Here is a 24,845-nt window from a genome sequence, read left to right on the forward strand (position 1 = left end):
TTGAAGAATTTTACGATTGCGAGGGGGATTTGTTTACCGTGTGCAAAAGATGTACAATTCCCTTATCGCCTCCCGGCCTTTGTCGAATTCGACGCAAGCGAGATGATCGCCGCGTCCCATTTTTTCGAACGAGGAATCGGACAACTAGAAAGATTGGAGTTTTCCTGTGCAAGTGAATGTATCTGCCCGTCATGGCCATTTAAAGCAAGAAGATCAAGCCATAATCGTAGAGAAGGTAGAACGTGTCCGCAGGCTTTTTGATCGGATCAATTCGATCGATGTCACGGTCGACCTGGGACACACGGAGCGTCCGAGTGTCGAAATCAATGTCTCGGCGGAACATGCGCATGACTTCGTCGCTTCGACAGATTCCCAGACAATACTAGCGGCTTTGGACTTGACGATTGCCAAGGTAGAACAGCAAATTCGCAAACACAAAGAGAAGGTAACGGACCACAAGGCAGCAAGTGTGAAGTACACTGGCGGCGAGTCCGTCTAACAACAACGTATTTATCCCTCGCCAGACTAACAGATGGCGAGGATTGAGTTCATAAGATTGCCTAAATCGGGCCACATGATTCCTTGGAAGGATTTTTTAGTCCATGAAGTTTTCTGCATTTATTTCTCCTAAGGCGATTCGGTCTAGCTTGACAGCCAACTCGAAAGAGGGAGTCATCGCCGAGTTGGTTGATGCCTTGGTTGACGCTGGAGAAATCAAAGATTCCGACAAAGCTGACATCATCAAAGCGATTATGAAGCGAGAAGAGCTCGGCAGCACCGGGATCGGACGCGGAGTCGCTGTTCCCCACACCAAGCATGCGAGCGTAGAAAAGCTGGTTGGGACGGTGGGAGTAAGCCAAGAAGGTTTGGATTTCGAGTCGCTAGACGGTCAAGACGCGTCATTGTTTTTCTTGTTGGTATCGCCACCGGATCGCCCTGGGGATCACCTGAGAGCGCTCGAGAACATTTCGCGACAACTGCGAGACGATACCTTTTGTCGGTTCTTGCGACAGTCGAAGACGCCTGAGGACATTCTTCATTTGTTGGACGAGGCTGATAGCAATCAGTTTGGTTCATAATAGGACTAATGGCTCCGTCAATGCAGCACTGCGTCGTCACTGTCAAAAATCCAGAGGGTTTGCATATGCGACCAGCGGATAGGCTGGTTCGTGCAGCCTCTTCGTTTCAGTCGCAGATTGAGCTGGAGCGGGCGGGACAGATAGCTGACTGCCGAAGCATTCTGAGTTTGCTAACCTTGGGGGCGACCCAGGGGTGCGAGCTGGTGCTTCGCGCTCAGGGCCCAGATGCAGAGGCTGCAATTCAGGCGATAAGTTTGTTGTTCGAGTCACAGTTCGACGAATTGAATGCGTCAACTGCGTAGCTTGCAACAAAGAGCCAATACTCATCACAATTTAATCATCAAAGGTTGGAACGGATTCATGGTTTTGAACCCGCACCTTAATCTCAGGAACCGAGCCGAGAATGCTTGAGCTGCAAGGAATCGCGGTATCACCTGGCGTCGCTATCGGCCGAGCGATGGTGTTCGACCGAGAGGGGTATCGCATTACGCGGTGCTTGGTCCGTCCGGGTGACGATGTTGTCGAATGGCAGCGGCTTATCGACGCGATTGGTGACGCACGTCAAGCCTTAGAGTCGACACAGAAAACCACTTCTGAGTCGATGGGCGAACGCATGGGGAGTATTTTTTCCGCCCATCAGCAAGTCCTGACCGATCCGCATCTCAAATCGGAGCTGGAGCATCTGATCCGCACAAAGCAGTATTCTGCGGAGTATGCGGTCAGCGAAGTCTTCAGTCGTTATGCAGCGGCATTTCGCAAGTCCTCTAGCTCGTTTCTCGTCGACCGGGTCAACGATGTTCGAGATGTCGAACGGTTGCTGCTCGAGCGTTTGACCGGGCAGCCGTTAGCGACTCTGAATCAGCTCGCACCGGAGACCATTGTCGTAAGCCACGACTTGACCCCGGGTGAGACGGCTTCGTTTGACCGAACGCGAGTGCTCGGTATTTGCACGGAAGCGGGAGGTCCCGGCGGTCACACAGCCATCGTAGCTCGTGGCATGGAGATTCCCGCAGTAGTCGGCGTTGGCAATTTCTTACACAACATCCGTACTGGTGACGAGGTCATCGTCGACGGCCATTTGGGGCGAATTATCGTTTCGCCTGACGAAGCAACAAAGCAACATTATCTCGAACGTCGTCAGTATCGACAGTCGATCATCCTCCAGTTGGATGAGCTACGCGATCTGCCTGCTTCCACGAGCGATGGCGTTCGGATTCAGTTGATGGCGAATGTCGAGTTCCCCTCCGAGGCCCCGGCATGTATCGCACGGGGTGCTGATGGGGTGGGATTGTATCGAACAGAGTTTCTCTACTTAGGGCACAACAAAGAGCCCACGGAGGAGGAACACTATCAAGCATACGCGCAGGTTGTGCGTGATATGCAAGGAAGACCTGTCGTGATTCGCACCTTGGATTTAGGCGCGGACAAGATGGGTATGTCACGTCCAGCGGAGCCAGAGAACAACCCGTTCCTGGGCCTCCGCAGTATACGGCTCAGTCTGAGGAATCCTCCCCTGTTCCGTATCCAGTTACGCGCGCTGCTAAGAGCGGCTTGTCTCGGTGATGTAAGGGTCATGTTCCCAATGATCACAACGCTCGACGAGCTGCGTAGCGCGAGATTCCTTCTGCGATCCGTCGCAGAAGATTTGGCTTCCGAGAATGTACAAGTCCCCCAGAATGTCCCTGTTGGCATGATGGTGGAGGTACCTGCTGCCGTGTTGATGTTGGATCGTTTTATTGAAGAGATCGATTTCGTCAGCATTGGAACCAACGATTTGACCCAGTACACGCTGGCCGTCGATCGGAGCAACGATTCCGTTGCCGATCTTTACCAAGCGTGTGACCCATCGGTGTTGCGGCTGATCCAGCGTACGGAACAGATCGCATCCCAACATCAAAAGTCGACCAGCGTGTGCGGCGAGATGAGCAACAATCCTGCTTACTCGTTGCTGCTGGTCGGCATGGGAGTTCGGACGCTAAGTACAGCGCCCGCCGCAATTCCCATCCTCAAGAAAGCGATTCGATCCGTGACGGTCGGACAGTGCGAGGCCATGGCTTGGCGAGCACTTCGATTGTCCACGGCGCGAGAAGTTGATGCATTCTTGATGAATCAATTAGCCGGGCTTGTGCCCGAAATCGTCTTGCAGGCTTGAGGCAACGTTGTCGCATGATTCATGCCAACGACCTCGGGTCCGACGATCCTTAACAAAACAAATAGCAAGAAGAAATTGACCGCGACCAACTAGCAAGGGACGAGCTTCATGCCTCTCCAAAGCTTATTCCACAGGGTAGGTGCTAGCCACATCGACTTGAGCGTTGTCCAAGCGGTTAGAAGGAATGAACGGATTAATGAAAAAGGAAATGCTGATCAATATCTCCCAATCGGAGGAGTGCCGCATTGCATTGCTCGAGGACGGAGTTCTAGAGGAACTGTACACGGAACGAACCAGTCAAGACAATTGGGTGGGGAACATCTATAAAGGCAAGATCGTTAACATCGAGCCTAGCATTCAAGCCGCTTTTGTGGACTTCGGAGTTGGAAGAAACGGGTTCTTGCATATTAGTGATGTGGAACCTCAGTACTTCCGCCAAGCAGGATATGATCCTGCCGAAATCATGGACGAACACTACGACGGCTACGACTCGGGAGACGATGAGGGCGAGGAAGAAGACGACAAGCAAAAGCAACACAAGGGGCATCGGAAAGGTGGAAAGCTGCGAAGCGGACGCCCTCGATTCAAGCCACCAATTCAAGAGATTTTTAAGCGAGGCGACGAAGTACTCGTGCAAGTTATCAAGGAAGGGATCGGAACCAAAGGCCCGACTCTATCCACTTACATAAGCATACCCGGTCGCTACCTCGTTTTAATGCCTGCACTAGGCCGTGTCGGTGTTAGTCGCAAGATTGAGGATGAAGACGAACGGCGAAAGCTGCGGGGCATGATGCTCGATATGCAGTTGCCAAAAGGCGTTGGTTTCATTGTTCGAACGGCGGGTCAGGATCGAACACGTAAAGAGCTTTCCCGCGATGTGGCTTACCTGCTAAGGCTTTGGAAGCTCATCGTCAAGCGAGTCAAATCGACCCCGGGACCGTGTGATATCTACGAAGAGAACGATATCATGATCCGCACGATTCGAGATACCTTCACGGAGGACATCGATACGATCGTCGTTGACGAGGATGCTGCTTATCAGAGAGCCCTCGACTTTCTCGAGTTGGTTATGCCTCGCTTTGTGGATCGTTTGCAAAAATTCGACGAAAAAGTGCCATTGTTCCATCATTACAAATTGGAACAAGAAATCGCACGCATCCACCAAAGAGTTGTGCCCCTCAAGGGAGGTGGTTCGATCGTCATTGACCAAACGGAAGCTTTGGTTGCGATCGACGTCAATAGCGGCAATTTCCGGGGTCATGAGGACAACGCGGAAGAGAACGCTTTCCATCTCAACATGGCGGCAGCCAAAGAGATCTCCAGGCAATTGCGACTGCGAGATTTAGGTGGCGTTATCGTCAACGACTTTATCGATATGCGCAAGGAAAGTCATCGTCGCAAAGTGGAGAAGACTTTGCGAGATGCCATGAGGCGAGACCGCGCTCGGACGAAGATCCTGCGAACGAGCCCATTCGGCTTGATCGAAATGACGAGGCAAAGAATTCGTCCAAGCTTTAAGAAGAGCGTGTACGAAGATTGCCCATGCTGCAAGGGTCGAGCTGTTGTGAAGACTGCCGAGAGCATGTCGATCGAGGTAACTCGGCTTCTGATCATGGCGTGCCAGCTGCCGAACGCATCGCGTGTTGTCGTCAAGGTTCATGAGAATGTCGCCGCCTATCTGAATAACAAGAAGCGTCGAGATCTGATCAAGCTGGAGGAATTGACTGGCGTGAGCGTTTTGATCCATGGAACGGATAGTTTGTTCCCTGAGCATCTAGAAATGGAATGCCGAGACAAAACTGGAGCTTTGATTACATTGCCATTTATGAGCAACGGGTAATCGATTTATGTTCCCCGTAACCATAGGAAATCAAGTCGTAGACGGCCACGGACCGATGGTACTAATCGCCGGTCCGTGCGTGATCGAATCGCTTGACGGATGTTTGGAGATCGGTAGTCAGGTTGCAGCTGAGTGCGAGCGGCTTGGTATCCAGTACGTGTTCAAGGGGTCGTTCGACAAAGCGAATCGAACCAGCGGTGGAGCTTTTCGTGGGCCGGGTATCGACGAGGGGCTCGAAATCCTGTCCCAAGTGAAAGCCAGGTTGGGGTGTCCCGTTACAACTGATGTTCACATTCCAGAACAAGCGAAAACGGTTGCGGAGGTTTGCGATTTGTTGCAGATTCCAGCTTTCCTCGCTAGGCAAACGGATCTCATCGTGGCTTGTGCGATGACGCACAAGCCTTTGAACATCAAGAAGGGGCAATTCATGGCACCTGCGGATATGAAGTACGTCTTGGACAAGGCCCGAGATTGCTCCAATGCCGGTGTGATGCTTTGCGAGCGAGGAACGTTCTTCGGATACGGTCGTTTGGTAAACGACATGACGGGACTGCCAGTCATGAGGGGCTTCGGTGCACCGGTAATCTTCGATGCGACCCATTCGGTCCAGCAACCGGGTGGGCTGGGTGGCGCGACAGGAGGAAATCGGTCGATGGTAGAGCCGCTAGCTCGCGCTGCCGCTGCGGTCGGGGTGGATGGTTTCTTTTTCGAAACCCATCCCGATCCCTCAGCAAGCCCCAGTGACGGACCAAACATGGTACCGTTAAACGAGTTTGGTGGTGTCTTGGAAAGAGTGCACACAGTTTGGCGAACCGTTCGTCCATGGCTAGCGTAAAACAAAAATGGCACATTTGATCGAATCCAATAAAGCTTCATGTCTCAACAACTTACCTGAGGATCGCTCACGTTTGGTTTCAGCAAAAGGGACCGGCCGTTCGGGCGTGAAATCGGTGTTGGTCACCGTTGGTCTGATTTTGGTCGGTATCGCTGGGTGCGATAACACAGCCCATGACCGGATCATCGATATTGAAACTCGAAAAACCGTTTCGAAAGAACGAAAGGATGCACTCCGCGAGGCGTTTGCTTACCTCCCTCAGCTGATTCGTTTGAATCGGACCGCTGCCATCAAAGAGATTCGTATGCACCTAAATACTTGGGCGGGGAGCGTCGAGGCTCCGAAGGATTGGAATTCGCCAGACCTTTTGTTCTCGGTAGCACCTGCATTGAGAACGATCGACTTCGCACAGCGATTAGACAAGCTCGAGTTTGGCGAGGCAGAATGTGAGTTTTTGTTGCAGTGCCAGATCCTAACGGATGTTACCAAATGGGTATTGGACCGACCTTATCAAGATCCACTTTTTGAGAAGTGGCTGGAAGGCAAGAGGTCCGAGCTGGAGTCAGAGAATTGGCAGCGATTGGAAACTTCGCTCAAACTTTTTGATTGGACGATGGCTAATGTAGGGCTAATCGGCAATCCCAAGGACGTTGAGCAATTGGTTACCAATCCAACCTCTGCCAATTCGGATCAAGGAAGCGTCTATCGTCAACTACCATGGCAGACATTGATGTTTGCGAGCGGGGATCGATGGGAGCGGGCGCGGCTATTTACCCAATTGATGTTCTCGCAGGGAATCGATACCTGCGTGCTTGCCTTGCCAAGTTTGAGTGGAGCCACCGACGACTCCGCTTTGCGGTTGTGGTGCGTGGGAGTACCAGTTCAAGGGGAGCTATATTTATTTGAGCCTCAATGGGGAATGCCGATTCCGAGTCAGGAGACCGGCGGGGTTGCCACCTTACGCGAGGCACGTTCCAATCCCAATGTACTGCGCCGTGCCAAGGTGCCAGGTCTGTTCGATTATCCTGTCGAGCAAAAGGACATCGAACAACTTGTTGCACTGATCGATTGTGATCCTTTCGCGGTTGGCAAGTCCATGTTCACGGTGCAGCAATCTTTAGTTGGCTCCAATCGGATTCGCTTGAGTCTCGACGTAGATGCGTTCCAGGATGTGCTGTTAGCCTCCACTCCCAACCTGCAGGTCAGACTCTGGAATGCACCGTGGTTAGCTTATGTTTACAATAAATCGATCCGCGAGCGATTGAATGAAAACTCGCCATTCTCGGTAGGCTATCTCGAGCGATTTGGCGCCCTGGTTACTGATACGCCTATCAGTCGAGCAAGAATGCTTCACTTCAAAGGCAAATTCGAAAGTTCCTTGGAGGAGACGGGCGCTCTACGGGCCTACATGGACTATCGGGTCGATGAACAAACCTTGAAAGAGATGCTCATAAACAAGGACGTTCAAAAGGAACTCGGATTGGTTCGCGGCGAGTTCGAGCCGCTCGAGGTGTTCGACGCTCGCTTGCTTCTGGCGCAAACCTACTTCCGCCGTTCCAAATTCGACGTCGGTATGTATTTGGCGATGGCGAATCGAGATCTCGGTAAACCGACAACAGCCATAAATTGGCTAAAAGAACGAACGCTGCAATTAAAGGGGTCCGAGTTTTGGCATTCGCATGCAAATTATCTTCTTGGGCGAATGTATGAATTGACCGAAAATTTCGTTGCTGCGGAAGAAGCCTATAAATTCGAGTCATCGGCGCAAGCCGCCGGAAACAGGATCCGCTTGAGAAAGCTTCGGCAAGAATTCGCCAGTGCTTTTGAGGGGACGCAATGAGTGACCGGAGCGGCATGAAGTGCAGAGTATGGACCAACACCGACTTTCAAGGCGAAACGCTCAGCCAGTTGCATTCAGGACTCGCGGAAGCGGAATTGGTTTTCGCGACGCAGACGGTTTCGGGAAATTTGGTTAGTTCACCACCAGATCCGAGCTTAGAGGACGCAGTCATTGCATTCGGTCAACCGGATGTCGGGCAGCTGTTTCATCTCCCGAAGCTTCGCTGGGTGCATCTAACGTCAGCTGGATACACTAACTACGACCGAGACGACTTGCGAGACTCTTTTAAGTCGCGGGGCGTTGTTCTCACCAATAGCTCTAGCGTCTACGCTGAGCCTTGTGCGCAGCATGCTCTAGCTATGATACTTGCGTTTGCTCGTCAACTGCCAATGGCTTGGGCAGAGCAAACTACGGATCGAGCCTGGTCGGACTCCGTTATACGTCGCAAGTCGACTTTACTTAACGACCAGAATGTTATGATTTACGGTTTCGGGGCGATCGCTCGTCGGCTCACCGCATTGTTAAAGCCGTTGGGATTGAACGTCGTTGGAGTGCGGCGACGCCTCACGGGCAAGGAACCGGTACCCATGGTTTCGCTGGATGAGCACAAAGCATGGTTGTCACAAGCGGACCATGTGGTCAACATTTTGCCCGCGAATGGTGCCACTAAGGATTTCTTTGATCGAGAGGTCCTGAGCCTGCTGAAACCAACGGCCTATTTCTACAACATTGGTCGCGGAGTTACGGTCGATCAGGATTTCTTGGGTGAATTGTTAACAGCTGGTAAGTTGGCAGGTGCCTATTTGGACGTAACAAATCCCGAACCGTTACCAACAGATCATCCACTTTGGAAAGCACCGAGTTGTTTTATAACGCCACACACCGCAGGAGGGTTTTCAGATGAGATGCCGCGGTTGGTGCAGCATTTCTTAGCTAACTTCGACCGCTTCCAACTGGGCCAAGACCTCGCGGACAGAGTGTTCTAGGTCCGGCATCATATTATCTCGTTGCATAATGCAGCACCCGTTCGGTATCAGGGCTGTGGTCGGGTAATTAGAGTGCACAAGTTTAACATCGCAAGTCAATTATTGCAGCGCTAGTGCCTGTTGAACAGCATAACTCGAGTTCACGCCGCTTTCGAGTAGCGGGACGCCGTCGCTGGCATAGGACCCACAAAACCAAATTCTTCGTTGCTTCTCCTGATGCAGTTCGGCCAATTCCGCGAGACCTTCGAGAGACTGTGGGTTGACGATTGGGCGTTGCAGAACACGCTCGCAGAACATCTTGTCCGGATCGACCTCCACAAATGGCATAATCGTTTGAAAGATAGGTGTTTCGATTTTCCATTCTGGACAAAAACGATTCATCCATATGGTACACATGGCCGTGTTCCTGGAGGCGTTGGTAATAATGTTGAAAGTTCCCCATTCTTTCCGAGTAGGGGGCATCAACGACTCATCTCGGTGCAAAACAACTTTCACAGGTTCGTAAGTGAACGACTCGAGCATTTGACGTTCGCGGTCAGCTAGGTCATCAAGAATTTTTAGGGCCGTATTGGCTTGAGTCGCCATTACCAAGTGATCCACCGCGAGAACTTCACGTGAGCTTAAGTTCAATTGAACTTGATGATCAACGATTTTCACCGACTCCAAGCTGGTGTTACATCGGATATCGGCGAGCGGTGCAGTAAGACGCATCGCAATATCTTTCGCCCCGTTTCGTGCACGCAGCAAACGAACTCCAGATGTCAATGAAATCATGGCTCTCAAGACCGTTGCCGCAGGATAACGCCACAGGCTCTCGTAGGAGCAGGTGCACACGGTTGAAGCTAGCGCGGGAAAGAGAAATAGTTCGCAAAAAGGCGCTGAATATTGATGGGAATTGAGATAAGTTTGAAAATCGACGGGATCGCGTTCGCAGGTTGTCAAGTCTTGGTGGGCGGATGCCTTCATCCGCTTAATATCGTGCCGGATCTGCCGACATTCCGATTGCCAAAGTCGACCAGCAGCCCATTGAGAAAAGTACGAGTCATCGAGCCGAAATACGGGATCCCTCTTCCATTCTCCAAATGTTTGGGCAGGATCAATCTGTTCCGTTTCAACTCCTAGTTCAGAATACAGTCGACACAAATTTGGCCACAGAGCCGCGTTAAACATACGCGAGGGTATGTCAGCCGACAGGTTCACCCCGTCGATCAAGAGTGGCATTCCGTGTGCCGAAAGCCCAAGATCAGGAAGCCGTTCGATCAGCACCACGTGGTGTCCTGCACGGTTCAACAACCAAGCGGCTGTCAGACCCGCAATTCCACTTCCCACAACGGCAATTCTCATCAGCAGCCTTTAAGTTAGCGAGTTATGATATCTCGAAAACCCGCCTGAAATCCGGCTCAAGTCAAATCTGGACATCGATTACTTGGCACATTGTATCATGCTGCACAGACCCTTCTTAGGGGGCTTTGACCAATTGCCCTATTCGGTCGCGTTTAGGACATTCGACCCTCATGATCAGGCCGCATCGCCTGCCTCACGTGTAAGCTCGACCTCGACCTGATGATCTTGTCCATCATCCGTCAGTCGTAGCACATCTCCCTGTTGCTCAATTCCATCAACCGTAATTCGCTTCACGATTCCGCCCGGTTCCGGTTGCAGCACGGTGATGTGATATCGAGTTTCCCGATAACGATAATGGATTTTCAACGATTTCCAGTCGGCCGGCAGACAAGGGGTGAATCGCAACCGATCGACCTCCAAGTGCAGCCCCAACAGGGATTCGATCAACAAGCGATACATCCAACTGGCTGAGCCAGTGTACCAGGTCCATCCTCCTCGGCCCGTGTGGGGAGGAACCGCGTAGACATCCGCCGCGACGACGTACGGTTCGACTTTGTAGGTTTGCACCTGCGCTGGGGTGGTGCCATGATGGATGGGATTGATCATCGAGAACAATTCCCATGCGCGATGGGTATCTCCCAGTTTTGCGAATGCCATGACGGTCCAGATGGCGGCATGGGTGTATTGCCCACCATTCTCGCGAACGCCGGGGACGTAGCCGCGGATATAACCGGGATCTTGGTCGGACTTATCAAACGGAGGATCGAAAAGCTGAATGAGTGAGCTGTCGCGGCGAACGAGCCGCTGGTCCACGGCCTCCATGGCTTGGCGTGCACGCTCCGGATCGCCGGCCCCCGACAAAACGGACCAACTCTGCGCTATGGAATCGATCTGGCACTCCGAGTTGCTGGCCGACCCGAGCGGTTGACCGTTGTCGAAATAAGCCCGCCGATACCACTGGCCGTCCCACGCGTGCTGTTCGATGTTAGCACGGAGTTGGGCCGCTTCCGATTCGCAGCGAGTCGCGAAGAGATCATCTCCCCGTCCGTGTGCTAGGGCCGCAAACTGTTGCAAATTTTCATGCAGGAAGAAGGCTAACCAGACGCTTTCTCCCTGACCATGTTGGCCGACGAGATTCATGCCGTCGTTCCAATCCCCACAGCCGATCAGCGGCAGACCATGCACGCCGAAAGACAATCCGTTGGTGATGGCCCGGACCCCATGTTCGTAGAGTGTCCCGGATTCCGATGAGGTTGTCGGCAAATCGTAGTAAGCCTCTTCACCGGATTGAAGCGGTCGCCCCTCGAGGAACGGAATTCGTTCTTCGAGCACCCCCGTGTCACCGGTCGCTTTGACGTAAAGGCAGGTGACCAGCGGAAGCCAGAGGAAGTCATCCGAAAAGTGGGTTCGGACACCCCGTCCGAGCGGCGGATGCCACCAGTGCTGGACGTCTCCCTCAACAAATTGACGGGCGGCGGCTCTTAGCAGATGCTCCCGGATCCGTTGCGGTTGGGTATGTACCAGAGCCGCCACGTCCTGCAATTGATCTCGAAAACCATAAGCGCCACCGGACTGGTAGTAGCCGCTGCGAGCCCAGTATCGGCAGGAGAGCGTTTGATACAACAGCCAACCGTTACCCAGGACATTAACGGCCGGATCGGGGGTTTCTATCTGCACGGCTCCGAGCGTTTGGTTCCACGTACTCCATACCTCCTCCAACGCGCGGCGTGCAGGCTCAGCACCTCGATAGCGATTTACAAGTCGTTGCACCTCCTCAATGTCATGTCCCGCGCCCAACATGAAAACGACTTCGTGCTGGCGACCATCAGGTAGATCGAACGGAGTTTGAATCGCTCCACAAGGATCCAATCCCGCTCCCACCTTGCCTGACAATCGCTTGCGTCGCATGGCGGCCGGTTGCCCCAAGTCGCCGTTGCGTCCCAAAAACTCCGTCCTGTCTCCGGTGAGCGTCCGCGCCGGATCAGCCATGTCGAGAAAGCCAATGCGACCAGGGAACTCGATGCTATAGGGGTTTTGAGCCAGCAACGCACCGCACTGCGGATCGACTTCTGTCACCACGTGCATCATCCCCTTGGAACGCATTTCCCCCAACGCCCACTCGCAGTAAGCGGTAGCAGAAAGCCTTCGCAGTCGTCCCGAGCGATTTCGAACTTTGAGGACAGCAAACTTGATCGGTGCATCGACGGCAACATAGATCCACAACTCGCTCTCTATGCCATGTTGCGTTGTTTCGAATACACTGTAGCCAAACCCATGGCGGGTAACATACGGTTGATCGCCCCGGACCGGCAGCGGAGTTGGTGACCAAAATTCTCCGCTTTCTTCATCGCGCAGATAGAACGCTTCCCCGCTGAGATCACCGACAGGATCGTTGTACCACGGGGTCAGGCGAAATTCATGCGCGTTCTCGCTCCAACTATAGGCACTCCCACTTTCTGAGATCACCGTTCCAAAGCTCGAATTGGCGATCACGTTGACCCAAGGAGCCGGAGTCACTTGCTCAGTTCCGGTGCGGATCACGTACTCCCGTCCGTCGGCTGTGAAGCCACCGGTACCATTATCAAAGACGAGATCACTGCGTGGAGGTGCTGAGGGTGAGTGAGGGGCGATGCGGTGAGGGCGAGGCACAAGTTCTGGTATTTTCAAATCGCTCGAGTAGCGGCGTTCCAACTGCTTGGCGAGACTGCCAGCTCTGTCATCGATGATAACTCGAGCAACGGTTTGCAGAAGAACGCGGTCCTCTTCTGACATTTGTTCCGAGCGACGGACGAAGATGCCGCCGGGATGATCCATTGTCCGAGCTTCACTGCCAGCCGAAGCTAGACCGACAATCAGTTCCTGCAGTTCTTGCCGATAACCTTCGGGGCCTTCATTCCAGATAACCAAATCGACCTCGAGCCCTTTTATCCGCCACCAAGCGTGCGCCTGGACCAATTGCCGGACCAGATGAATATTCTCGACGTTGCCGATACGCAGCAGGACGATCGGCGAGTCGCCAGAGATACCGTGTCCCCACAAACCTGACTGACCACGACGGTTCCGCTTGAGGATCGCAGCCTCCGAACGTAGCCCGTGACTGGCATACACAACGAAACTAGCTAGCCGTCCAAAGAGCTGCGCATCTGCCTCGCTCGCATTCAACTGACGCAGTACCACTTGACCATGCGTCCAAGCCATGTCAAAGACTCGGTCCGCTAAGTGCCGATCGCGGTACTTGTTGATCAACTCCACGGCAGTATCGCGTGTGTTCGCCATGCCAGTGACGAAATCCACGCTTACCGTTTCATCCGGCAACAGTGTCAGCTCTATACGAATGGCCACGATCGGATCGAGCACAGAGCCGGCGCTATTCGATAACTTCCCTGAACTGTGCATAGCTACCGGTGCAGATGGATTGCTGCACCGACCGATAAACTTCAAGCGGTCGGTCTCGTAAGACGTTTCCCCGGTCTTAGCATTCACGACGGCAACCAAGTGCAACATCCAGGGTGGCTGCTCCTGGGATGACCGTGGCCGCCTAGTGCACAAGATGGCCTGGTGGGAATCGAGAATCTCCGTTTGCACGAATAGATTCGAAAAAGCTGGATGGGTGGCATCCGCAGCGGGCGTGGCCAGCACGACTTCTCCATAGCTAGTTAATTCGATCGTGCGCGCGACGCTGGAGTGATTCGTGATCGCACTACGACGTATCTCGATGTCGTCCTCCGGGGAAACTGCGATCTCGGTATGAATCGCGATGTCATGATCGCGTCGTCGGTACTCGGCGCGGGCTTGGGAAAAAACAGCCTCGTACGTTTTCGTCCCTCGTCGTGTCGGTTGATACGTGGTCGACCAAATTGTATTGCTCTCGACATCGCGTACGTAACAGAACATCCCCAGGTTGTCTCGCGTGGTATCCTCACGCCAACGCGTCACCGCCAGCCCTTGCCAGGAACTGTAACCGCCTCCGGCATTTGTCACCATGACGTGATAGCGGCCGTTGGAGAGCAAATGCACTTCCGGGGTTGGCGTATGGGGTGTCTTGAAAACCCTAAGTAATGCCTCGGGTTCATCGGTGAATTGCCCCTCCCCAGTTACTTCCGCCGAATGCGGATAAAACGGTGCCGCCTTGGGAACCCGTTCTTGCAATAACAGCTCGGTGGCCCGAAACTGCGGATCCGAACGAAAACGCTGCTGCATGGGTCGGTTCAAAAGCAGATGCGCAAGCGATAGAAAGCTCATGCCTTGATGATGGGCCATGTACGATCGAACTACCGCATGAGTTTGACCGCGCGGCACTCGGGAACGCGTATAGTCGATGGCTTCATAGAAACCATAACGCCCGAAATACCCATCTCGCGCCATCCGCTGCAAGTTCTCACAGGCATGTTGCGGAGCCACCATAAGAGCCATTACGGATGCATATGGGGCTATTACCAAGTCATCCACCAAACCCCGCTTGAAACCGAGTCCCGGAACGCCAAAGGCACGATACTGATAGATCAACTGGGCATCGGTCATGTTGTACCCCGATTCCGAGATCCCCCACGGTACACCGCGTTGTCTTCCATACTCTCTGTGTCGATCGATCACCGCAGCATAGGTTTGATCGAGCAAGGTGTCCTTGTAAGTCGGCATCACCAGTAATGGCATCAAGTATTCAAACATCGACCCACTCCACGAGAGTAATGCCGGCTGGCCATTCGCCGTTGTCAGCAATCGTCCGAGTGCGAACCAGTGCTCCTGTTCCAATTGCCCCTGAGCAATCGCTACGAAGCTACCTAAGCGAGCTTCCGAGGCCAGCAGATCGTAAAAACTGGCATCGCGACGACGTTCGCTGACGTTGTATCCAATTGTCAGTAAACGACGGGATCGGTCGTACAGGAAGTCGTATTCCATGGTTGCGAATTCACCGCATTGCATCACCAGAGACTCCACCTCCCGTATCCGCTGCTTGGCTACGTCCGCTCCCGAGCATACCGTTTCTCGTAAAGCCTTGAACCAAGCTTGAATTTTCGCAGCATCGCTTCCCTTTTCGCTACAGCATTCTTGAGTGAGTGTGTCGATCATCATCAAATAGCGTTCCGCATTGGCCACATCCTGTAGCGATCGAGACATGTCCATTTCAGCCAGCAGCGCTTGCAATTTCACCAACTGCTGGTCGTTAAGCAATAGTCCATTCTTCTGCCAATCCAACCGTGATGGATCTGCAAGCCAGGGTGCGAGCGATAGCAGGTCGCTTAAATGATCGGTACATTGTTCCTTCAAATCTCGAAACCACGTGGTGAGTTCCGGTTCATCGCGCTGAAACGGACCGATGGAAAGCTCCGCGAATCGTGTGCAAAGTGACTGCAATAGATCTCGCGTAGCCTTAAGACTGAGGAAGTCGCCGTTTAGGCGACTGGCTTGGGGTAGCTGTTCCCAAAGCTTCTGCCAGATAGATGGATCGATCGCGCTGGTGCGTTTTGCTTGTTGTGGATGTTCTAAGGAGTCCTCCACGATCTGCCGCATTATGCTCAAAGAAGTCCAGAGTTCGGCTCCGATCACCGGTCGCGCCGGGAGCTCCCTCAATCCTGCTCGAAGTGTCAGCAGGTAACCCGCGAGATTTCCGCTATCAACGGACGAGACGTATCGCGGCAGCAGTGGTTGCAACGTTCGGGTGTCGTACCAATTCAGAAAATGACCGTGAAATCGTTCCAATTGCCCCATTGTGGTCAACGCATCTCGAGTCCGTTCAACGAGCCGACCCATAGAAATGTAGCCGAAATCTGCAGCAACTAGATTGGCAAGCAGCGAGACGCCTATATTCGTGGGGGACGTTCGATGCGCAATCGCGGCGACGGGCTCTTCCTGGAAATTGTCCGGCGGCAACCAATTATCCTCCGCCCCAACAAATTGGGTAAAAAATCGCCAAGTCTTTCTAGACAGTTGATGCAGAAACAAATCTTGCTGCGGCGATAGCTTGGCCTCTTTAATTCGCGGCGGCCAACTGATTCGCCATGCGATGAGCGGCGCTAACAGCCATAGCACCAGCAGGCCGGCAGCCGACAATAGGGCCTCTGGACGAGCCAGCCACAGTAACATCGCCATGACGAGCGCGAAGACCGGCGCGCTCCACATCGTCCGATAGATAGAGACGATCCCACCCGGGCCTTCGAGCTCGGTATCGCTGGCCGTCTTCCACTCCAACATCCGAGCCCGCGTCCATCGCATTCGTACCATGGTGCGCGCAATAGCATCCCAGTTCACCCACGCTTCGTACGGGAGAAACGCAAGCGACATGCCCGCTTGCTGCAAGCTATTACTCAAAGCGTTTCCGACATCACGATAATGGGCCCATACCGGCACATCGACTGCCTTGCGATAGGCAGAAAACAATGACAACAAAACTGCGGGAATGAGCACGATCGCCAACACGAATCCAGTCCAAATCCAGGCGGGAGGCGTCGTCAACCAACCTAGTATCAGCAACAGCAACAAACCACACGGCAGCAGACTCCTTCGAAGGTTATCGAGGATCTTCCAGCGGGAGAGCAGACTGAGGGGATTGCGCTCGCAGCGATTTTTGGGCCCCAATATATAGGGGAGTCCCCACCCAGAAATCTGCCAGTCACCTCGCGTCCAACGGTGCCGTCGGCTGACATCGCTCAGGTAGCGATTGGGATAGCTTTCGTAGACTTGAATGTCACTGACCAACCCGCAACGTGCGTAACAGCCCTCCAACAGGTCGTGGCTCAGAATCTGGTTCTCCAGGAAACGTTTCTCGGTCGTGGCGGCGAACGCATCCACGTCGTAGATCCCTTTGCCAATGAACGAGCCTTCGTGGAACAGGTCTTGATACACATCGGAGATAGCTCGCGTGTAGGGGTCCAGCCCTGGCTCTCCGCAGTTCAAACGCGCAAACCAGGACAGTCCCTCCCGTTCCATGGTTGTCGCGACACCTGGTTGCAAGATTCCATACCCGTGGGTAACGATGTTGCGGTGGGGATCCAGTCGGGCATGATTGAGCGGATGCGCCAACGTTCCAATTAGTTGCTGCGCGATGCCGCGAGGTAGCATCGTGTCGGTGTCCAGGGTGATGACGTATTTCGCCCCTATCAGCAACGATGTATCTCCGACGATTTGAGAAAACGGTTCATGAGAACCACCGCGGAGGAGCGTGTTGAGGTCGCTGAGTTTGCCTCGCTTGCGCTCGTAACCCATCCAGGTTTTTTCCTGAGCATTCCATTGACGAGGTCGATGAAACAGAAAGAAAATCTCCCCCGCGCCGTTCGTGTATTTGGCATTGAGCGATTCCACCCCCGCCATGGCTAGTTGCAATAGCGATTCGTCTTCGGGCAAATGTTGCTGCGGCGCATCGCGAAAATCGGTCAGCAAACCGAAACTCAGGTTGTTGTCCCGATTAGCGAGATAGCGAACTTCGATTCCTTCGATCAGGTGAGCAATATTCTTTTCGCTGACGAGCATCGTTGGGATGACGACTAGCGAGTGCAGCTCCGGTGGGATGCCTCGCGAGAAATCCAATCTTGGCAGACGATTCGGCGGGATGCACAACGTTACCAGCCAATTGATCAGTCCGATCCCAAGTTGGGTGGCACCGAGGAACAGAAGCCCCCCCAGCACCCAAATGGGCCAACCCGTTGCGGTCACCAAGCCGAGCGTGCCGGCAGTTGCTCCCAACGCAAAGAGGACCAGCGCAACCATATACCACACGAGCGGCGTTTTCCGACCGAAGCGAGAGAAATGGCTCGTAAGCGAACGGCGCATGCGTGTCGCTTGCTTGAGTTCTGATAATCCCTGGTCGATTAAGAAATAGCCGATGTGATTCGACCTATGTTCCGTATCGGGAGCCCCTCCGGCCCGTTCGGCCAACTGAATCGCTTGACGGGCAACGGCTTGTTCGGTCAAAAGACTTCGTTTCGCGATGCGTTCTACGACGTGCCTGTATTGGTCGCGAGTGTCAAAGTCCATCTGGCTGTAGACCCCCGCCGGATCACCCAGCAAAGTCTGTTCGACGATGCTCAACGATTCCACAAAGGTTCGCCAGTCGATGGCATCCAGCTCCCGAAGGCTGATAATGCTGTTGGCAATCGAGACTTGATCGACCGCCTGTTGCTGCCCCTCGGACTGAACACGCTGCTCGATGGTCTGCCCATCCTCTCCCAAACGCTGCTCGATCCAAGTCAACGGGACCGACAGGGCTGGGCTTTGACCGCTCAATCGCCGAGTCATTTCTGCTACAAATGCATGGGAGAGTGGCGGATCCTGTTTGACCATTTCCGCTACGATCAGGATTTGCTTGGAGGGGGACAGTTCAGCACATTCGATAAACTGATCAGCCCATTGGCTGGCTCTGTTTCTATCCAAGGTGCCTTGTACGATCCGGACCGCAACCCGTCTCAGGTTTTCGATCAACGCTTGGCGAATCATGATGGGGATGGCCCATAGTTCACCTAAATTCAAATGCGACCGCTGTTGATAGGCAGTAACAAAACTTCGCAAGGATTCGTCGTCCACTCGGCCATCGACATGGGAGATCAATTCCAGCGCAAGATCGTAAACTCTTGGGTAATTCGCGGAGGGACCGTTCAGTAATCGTGGCAATCCTCGGCTGTACTGTTTGGGCAGGTGCCTACGGGTCGTACGAATCTGCTCTTCGATGACATGAAAGTTGTCCAGCAACCATTGCCCAGCAGGCGAGACCGGTCGCTTTTGAGCCACCACCTCCGTCACGACTTGGTATGCATGCAGTAGAACTCGTTCGTTATCGAACAACCGAGTCAGCAGACGATCGGGACCGGGGCGGTGATCGATCTCGTGCCAATCCGCAAGGGCATTGCCATGACGTGCCAACTGATTCAGACTAAATAGCTCCGAACGCAGTGGCAAATCATCACCAAATTCTCGGAATAGACCATCCATTCCGATTCGAGCGATAAGGTGTTGCCTACTGCGACGAATCTTTTCCTTCAAAAACGGCCACTCAATCATCTTCCAATGCAATCGTCTCGCGGGAAACCGCTCGCTATAAATAATTCGTTATCAGGTGGGTCGACGCATAAGCATCCTTCGTGTTTCTTTAGATTCGCCCCCGCCCAAGCCTACCTCCGAAGAGAAAGGAGAGCACCGCGAGAATGAGGAAGACAACAAACAGAATCTTGGCAACTCCGACAAAGGAACCGGCGATTCCCCCGAAGCCCAACACGGCTGCAATTAAAGCGATGACCAAACACACAATAGCTAGCTGTAACATGATAAAACTCTTCTTTTCTTGAAATGGTAAAACATCTTGTCCACAGAGATTCTTCTTACGAATGGTCTCTCGATAGCGCGTACATGGTCTCGGGTTGCTCGTTGCGATCGCGAGGCGTTTGTATATCAGTAACTTGGTTGGCTTCGATCATTGCATTTCGAATCTGTTCCGTTAGGTTGGAAAGATTTCCGGGACTGTGCGGAATAAAGATGGCGTTCGTTCTCGAAGAAGCACCAATATCCTTCATCGTGTCGAAATATTGTGTCATGAGCACTAGATTCATGACATCTTTGGCCGTAGTGCCTGGTACCGACCTTTGGAATTCGTCGACCGAATCTCGCAATCCCGCGACTATGGCTTGCCGCTGCTCCGCAATTCCGCGTCCTTGCAAGGCTTTGCTTTGGGCATCTCCTTCAGCTGACTTCACTTTGATGATACGCTCTGCTTCCCCTTTTTCGGTAGCCGCGACACGCATTCGCTGCGCTGCGTTAATCTCGTTCATCGACTGCTTTACTTTAGCATCTGGGTCGATATCGGTGACGAGCGCTTTGAGGATCCCATAGCCAAAGCCTTCCATGACCTGCTCCAATTCGGATTTGACGATATTGGCAATATCATCTTTCTTCTCGAAGACATCATCGAGCTTGATTTTGGGAACTTGAGCTCGCACGACGTCAAAGACATACGAGGTAATCTGACGCTGAGCGTTATCCAGTTTATAGAACGCGTCATAAGCCTTTTCGGGCAGGACGAAAAACTGGACCGCAACAATCAATTGAACGAATACATTATCCTCCGTTTTAGTCTCTATTTTCACATCCAGTTGCTGTACGCGAAGATTGATGCGGGCGACCACGCGGTCGATAAAGGGGATTTTAAGATTTAGTCCAGGTCCGGCTTCACGCTGGAATTTCCCAAAGCGCTGCACGATGGCTACCGTTCGTTGCTGCACCATAAAAAACGTATTCGCCAACAACACGATGACGACGAAGGCCACAATGACGACTATGCCGTATGGAAACCATCCATAATTGAGTTCGTTCATGGTTGAGACTCTTTCTATTTTCTTTTTGTGTATCCGAGCAAAACGTCCTGGGGATCGATGAACCGAGTCATCTTCTTGCCAAACGTGACCAGCATGAAACGGCTGGTGGTAAAAAATATCGATGTGCCAAAAGACCCGTAGGCTTCCTGGCGAGCTGGGATTGCGAACAAGTCGGTTTACTCGCTCACTAGCCCCCTGGCAAGCGCGAGGTTACTCTTGAATTAGTCTACCGATTGGTTGCTGATACCCGTGGACGTTTAGGCTGATCGCTCGCATTCGCGCCTATTGCTGCGCTCCCATTGGATTACCTTGGATCGCTTCCTACGAGATCGTGTTTTCGACTTGGAAGTGTTGCAAGTTCCGCTGCTGGAAGTTGTAAGCTTTGCGGAAGTGGCATTAGGGCGAAACCGTAGGTTTGCTGTCGGAGACGAAGGTAATCGTCCGCGCTGTCCAGCCGTACCCGACGAATCCCACCGGACATGGGATGACGTCGACGCGAGGCACAGTAACGACTGAAAAGCGACATCGCCAGGCTACCCACGGAACGACTTAGCAATCCCTTTTTGCGGAACCGAGTTTCGTCTCTGACATTCTGCAGTGAATGTCCTAGGGAAAAAAATTGACGGTAACAATCAAACAGAAGGTGTGACAACTGCTTCCGGGTGAAGTTGGGGTGTCTCCAAGTGAGGCAGGTCGTATCGAAACGGTCGAGGTTTCTCTCAGTGATCATGTCCCGAGCCAGAAAGTCGTCGTACTGTTCGGTTCCTGGGATAGGACAGAGGATATAAAAGGATGCCCAGGTGGGAGATAATTCACGGAGTATCGCCAGATGCTCCATCACATCCCTCTCTGAGTCTTGAGGGAAGCCAATAATATTCGAAAAATGGGAACTGATCCCGTGTGTCCGACAAAGCCGGACAATGTCGCGATACGTCTCCGGACGATTTTGTCCTTTGTGGGCTGCCAACAGCGTCTGTCGATTGAACGACTCGGCCCCCACAAACATTTGAAAACAACCCGCTTTAGCCAACAGTTCGACAAGATGTTCCTGTCTGGCGATTTGCGTATCACACTGGACGAAAAAATTCAGATCGAGTTTCTCATCGATCATTGATGTCAGCAACAATTCCGCATCAGGGTATTTGTTGAAATTGTCCGACGTAAACATGATGGTACGAATCCCAGCAGCCTTAGCTTCGCGAAGGCTAGCCAGCGTCGTGGAAATGCTCTGACTGCGAATCTTGCGTCCTGCGATCTTGATCACGGAACAGAAATTACATAGAAAGGGGCATCCACGCGCTGGATAGAGCCCGAGCATGGGAACGACATAACGTTTCAGATCTTCTCGGGACGGGGGAATAATCACTGGCGAGTCGAGTTCCTTTTGCCAACGTTGCTCCCGCCCGTAAACCGATTGCAACTCTCCGGCAACTGCATCGCGCAGAATCTGAGTCCAAATGAGCTCCGCTTCGGCTAATGCAAAACTGATCCCACAACCATGCAACGGTGATGTGTCACAGGTCATAACGTGCGGTCCACCAATTACCACCATGCATCCCTGGGAACGAGCCAAGGCCGCTAAATCCAGGGCGCGATGGAACTGGTGGCTCTGAACGCCAACCAAGGCCAGTAAGGTCCGCCCACCCTTTGCTGGTCGGAGCAGGGAGAGATATCGCAGGTCGGTGTGGACGTACTCATCAATCGTATGAACATCGATCGAAGTGTCGTCCACCATCGTTGGTGTGATACTCCGAACATAGGGAACGGTGCTGTTGGGCATAAATCCACGATGAAAACGCTCTACGACCCCATCAACGGCATACTTGCTGGGCTTGAGAATGATAACTTGCAGCGATTGCGACATCGGAACACCATGGAATGGAAACAAAAAAAGCCGACGTAGAAGAATGCCCAAAGGCTTTCTGCTACGCCGGCTTACTATACAACTCGCCTCCCGCTTAGGGGCTGCGATTCATTAAGTCATCCTAGCGGGCAGGTCTAGACATCATCGCTGATGCGTCTCCCGCCAACTGTCATTTCGATTATTCGCAACCCGGGGCCAAGCGTCAAGGGGCTTCGAATAAATTGACCGTGCTATGATGCCCACAAGAACTCCAGTGTTTGCCTATCAGTTTACCATCTGCCGCTATGCTACAACGTAAAAGGAATTGCGATTAGTAATTCTTGACTCCAGGCAAGCAACGGCATAATATCCCTATGGCGTGCAGATGAGCTTTCGCGACGCGAAAGAGCATATGGCAGCATGAGCGTTATTGGAAAACTAGTGTAGCAGCGGGCCGGTCCTTTCCGAGCTTCTGTGATAAGAGTTAGCCGACTCGGTGTGTTCCTCGAATATCGATGAGCAGACCGGGTCGTTTTTTTTTGTACAGTCGAATCGCGTTGGTCTCGTGCGTTGCGAGTTGCCATCGGAGTCGAATTTTTAGAGAAGAGTAGAAACCATGAAGTATGTAGTGATTGGTATGATGTTATTCGTGCCTGTTTTAGCAATTAGTTGCACCCGGGCGCCCACCGAGACTTCGAAAACAGGAGCGAACCAAGGTCAGGAGCGAACGGTAGCTAAAGTTCCGGTTAGTGGTGTAGCTGACCAAACGTTCAGTCTTAGCGTCCCGTTCGATACAGTCACCGTCATCCAGGGAGGACAAACGCCCATCAAGATTGGTATCAATCGAGGTCCAAACTTTGGAGAAGACGTTACATTGAAGGTGTCGAATCTACCTTCGGGCGTGACCATGGAAAAAGAAACTTCCATGATTGCCAAAGGCGATAACGATGCGTCGCTGAAGCTGATCGCCACCAAAGAGGCCGCGCTGGGTGACTTTACTATCAAGGTGACTGGTCAAACCAGTAGCAGCAGCGCCGATTTTTCTGAAGAGATCAAAATCAAGGTAACCCAAGAGTAACGATACGAGTAACGATAACCTGTTCGCAGCGGGTGTTGGCCACGGACAAAAAACCGGAGGCTAACGCTCCTGCGTAATTGTGTCTCCATTATTTCTGAGGAATTCTACCTAATTCCGTTCGGTTTCGATTCGACGAGACCCGCGAGTTGCTGCTGCCCTAACAGAACCAAGCTGCGTCACCATCAGTAAAACTAAGGTTCAATCATGGATGAAAAGCTGACCTTCATTGTAGTCGTCACAACATAAGTCTTCCTCTCATCTTCTCGCTGCAAGGGAACAGTATCCCAACGGAATCCGCCATACGCTGAATGGTTTTATTTTCGATTGGCCCCGACTCCATCTATAGAGAAAATACCCTACGTTCCAATAGGTTACCTAGAACCCAATTGGGGCAGCATAGGATTTTCCAGGAACGTTTCTGTTCTTCCAGACGTAATCAAACAAGAGGAGATTGCACGATGAGTCAATCTATGGTCGATAAGGAGCAAGAGCAGCGTGCCGAATATCGACACGACGAAGAGTGTAAACACCACTCAGATGGTCACGAGATGCTTGTGTCGGCTTTGTACCAATTTCAGTCCTGTCACTACTACCAGATTCGCTTGTTGAGTTGCGAAATTTTCGAGGGCATTCTGATAATTCGTGGTCAGGTTTGCTCCTACTATTTGAAACAACTTGCCCAGGAGAGACTTCGCCTACTGACTGGCATGGACCAGATCATGAATCAAATCGATGTGGTTTACGGTGCTTCGATGACGGTGGAAAAAGAAGAACACGGGGCGTGATTTCGAATTCGTCTTGGACAAACGAACGATCACATGTATTACTTGAGTAAAAACGACAGGGCAGAAGCAAGTCCAGCACGTAGTAATTTTCAGAAGAAATCGATAGCGAATCCCGCCATTCGTTTTTGGCCATTAACCTGATGGTACCCCGATACCGAATAGGAACAATCTATCGGGGATCAAGTTCAGCGGCCAGGTTACGGAGGGGAGCCTCCCCTGTCCGACGGACTTTCAGCAACTGACAACACGTAGATTCGAAAGAAAACGCACTATGCATACGGAAACCAGCAGCGAATCGCCCCCCTTCTCTCGACTCGCACCTGCACGCAATGGCACAATACGACCGGACCAGCTCACACAGAAACTACTGGAAAAAACGCAAGGCGAGATCGAAGCCGAGGTATGCGAGATCGCTCGGCGATTCTCGCTCGAGTATACAGGACGCGGCCCCAAGGACGTACGAGTGCATTTGGTAGATGAGCTTCTAGTTATTCGAATGTCGGGTGTATTGACCGTTGCAGAACAGCGTTTGGCTTCAACATCCTCCGATATAGACAAAAATGTTCTCCGGCAATTTCGCAGGCAACTGGTTGAGATTGCCAAAAACGAACTCTATGCGATGGTCGGGTCGTGTACGGTCGTAAATGTAGTTTCTCTGCATCACGACCTTTGCACAATCACGGGAGATGAAATCCTTGTTTTCACACTCGACGAACCCCCGATAACGAGGCCAATCAAAAGAAGGTGATAGCTACCCAACAACTG

Annotated in this window: 16 protein-coding genes; 11 read left to right on the forward strand and 5 right to left on the reverse strand. The window is 52.6% G+C overall.

Annotated elements, in window-relative coordinates; all coding sequences use genetic code 11:
* Window positions 1–166 precede the first annotated feature (166 nt).
* The 8 genes from hpf to SH449x_RS25370 all read left to right on the forward strand — a co-directional run bounded on the left by hpf (window position 167) and on the right by SH449x_RS25370 (window position 8,732).
* A complete protein-coding gene (gene hpf / locus SH449x_RS25335; protein WP_482378867.1) occupies window positions 167–499 on the forward strand; it encodes a ribosome hibernation-promoting factor, HPF/YfiA family in 333 nt (110 codons plus the stop codon).
* Between the two features lie 103 nt (window positions 500–602).
* A complete protein-coding gene (locus tag SH449x_RS25340; protein WP_482378868.1) occupies window positions 603–1,079 on the forward strand; it encodes a PTS sugar transporter subunit IIA in 477 nt (158 codons plus the stop codon).
* Window positions 1,080–1,099: 20 nt separating this feature from the next.
* On the forward strand, window positions 1,100–1,381 hold the full coding sequence (locus SH449x_RS25345; RefSeq protein WP_482381854.1) for an HPr family phosphocarrier protein: 282 nt from the start codon (window positions 1,100–1,102) through the stop codon (window positions 1,379–1,381).
* Between the two features lie 101 nt (window positions 1,382–1,482).
* Window positions 1,483–3,231: a phosphoenolpyruvate--protein phosphotransferase gene (gene ptsP, locus SH449x_RS25350; protein ID WP_482378869.1), complete on the forward strand. Its 1,749-nt coding sequence runs from the start codon at window positions 1,483–1,485 to the stop codon at window positions 3,229–3,231.
* Window positions 3,232–3,415: 184 nt separating this feature from the next.
* The gene (locus tag SH449x_RS25355) at window positions 3,416–5,071 is read left to right on the forward strand and encodes an Rne/Rng family ribonuclease (RefSeq protein ID WP_482378870.1); all 1,656 of its coding nucleotides are present in this window, start codon (window positions 3,416–3,418) and stop codon (window positions 5,069–5,071) included.
* A gap of 7 nt (window positions 5,072–5,078) precedes the next feature.
* Entirely contained in the window at window positions 5,079–5,906 is an 828-nt protein-coding gene (gene kdsA / locus SH449x_RS25360) for a 3-deoxy-8-phosphooctulonate synthase (RefSeq protein WP_482378871.1), read from the forward strand.
* A gap of 7 nt (window positions 5,907–5,913) precedes the next feature.
* Window positions 5,914–7,746, forward strand: coding sequence for a hypothetical protein (locus tag SH449x_RS25365; RefSeq protein ID WP_482378872.1), 1,833 nt, complete (start codon window positions 5,914–5,916; stop codon window positions 7,744–7,746).
* Window positions 7,743–8,732 carry a D-2-hydroxyacid dehydrogenase gene (locus SH449x_RS25370; RefSeq protein ID WP_482378873.1) on the forward strand — a complete coding sequence of 330 codons (990 nt, stop codon included), beginning with the start codon at window positions 7,743–7,745 and terminating at the stop codon, window positions 8,730–8,732. Before SH449x_RS25365 ends, SH449x_RS25370 begins: the two co-directional genes overlap by 4 nt.
* Window positions 8,733–8,831: 99 nt before the next feature.
* Here SH449x_RS25370 and SH449x_RS25375 read toward each other — a convergent pair whose 3' ends face one another.
* The 5 genes from SH449x_RS25375 to SH449x_RS25395 form a co-directional block, all read right to left on the reverse strand.
* Window positions 8,832–10,076, reverse strand: coding sequence for an FAD-dependent oxidoreductase (locus tag SH449x_RS25375; RefSeq protein WP_482378874.1), 1,245 nt, complete (start codon window positions 10,074–10,076; stop codon window positions 8,832–8,834).
* Between the two features lie 174 nt (window positions 10,077–10,250).
* Window positions 10,251–19,067 (reverse strand): glycoside hydrolase family 94 protein, encoded by an 8,817-nt coding sequence (locus tag SH449x_RS25380; protein ID WP_482378875.1) that lies wholly within the window; start codon window positions 19,065–19,067, stop codon window positions 10,251–10,253.
* 88 nt (window positions 19,068–19,155) lie between these two features.
* Window positions 19,156–19,329: a DUF1328 domain-containing protein gene (locus SH449x_RS25385; protein ID WP_482378876.1), complete on the reverse strand. Its 174-nt coding sequence runs from the start codon at window positions 19,327–19,329 to the stop codon at window positions 19,156–19,158.
* 55 nt (window positions 19,330–19,384) lie between these two features.
* Window positions 19,385–20,374, reverse strand: coding sequence for an SPFH domain-containing protein (locus SH449x_RS25390; RefSeq protein ID WP_482378877.1), 990 nt, complete (start codon window positions 20,372–20,374; stop codon window positions 19,385–19,387).
* Window positions 20,375–20,678: 304 nt separating this feature from the next.
* Complete coding sequence (locus tag SH449x_RS25395) at window positions 20,679–22,238, reverse strand: B12-binding domain-containing radical SAM protein (protein ID WP_482378878.1); 1,560 nt, start codon at window positions 22,236–22,238, stop codon at window positions 20,679–20,681.
* 595 nt (window positions 22,239–22,833) lie between these two features.
* Here SH449x_RS25395 and SH449x_RS25400 point away from each other — a divergent pair.
* The 3 genes from SH449x_RS25400 (at window position 22,834) to SH449x_RS25410 (ending at window position 24,828) form a co-directional block, all read left to right on the forward strand.
* Window positions 22,834–23,295 (forward strand): hypothetical protein, encoded by a 462-nt coding sequence (locus SH449x_RS25400; RefSeq protein WP_482378879.1) that lies wholly within the window; start codon window positions 22,834–22,836, stop codon window positions 23,293–23,295.
* 458 nt (window positions 23,296–23,753) lie between these two features.
* Window positions 23,754–24,080: a hypothetical protein gene (locus SH449x_RS25405; protein ID WP_482378880.1), complete on the forward strand. Its 327-nt coding sequence runs from the start codon at window positions 23,754–23,756 to the stop codon at window positions 24,078–24,080.
* Window positions 24,081–24,351: 271 nt separating this feature from the next.
* Entirely contained in the window at window positions 24,352–24,828 is a 477-nt protein-coding gene (locus SH449x_RS25410) for a Na-translocating system protein MpsC family protein (RefSeq protein WP_482378881.1), read from the forward strand.
* Window positions 24,829–24,845 lie beyond the last annotated feature (17 nt).

The organism is Brakhagea baltica (assembly GCF_052161605.1).
In the GTDB taxonomy this organism is placed as follows: Bacteria; Planctomycetota; Planctomycetia; order Pirellulales; family Pirellulaceae; genus JBKCUI01.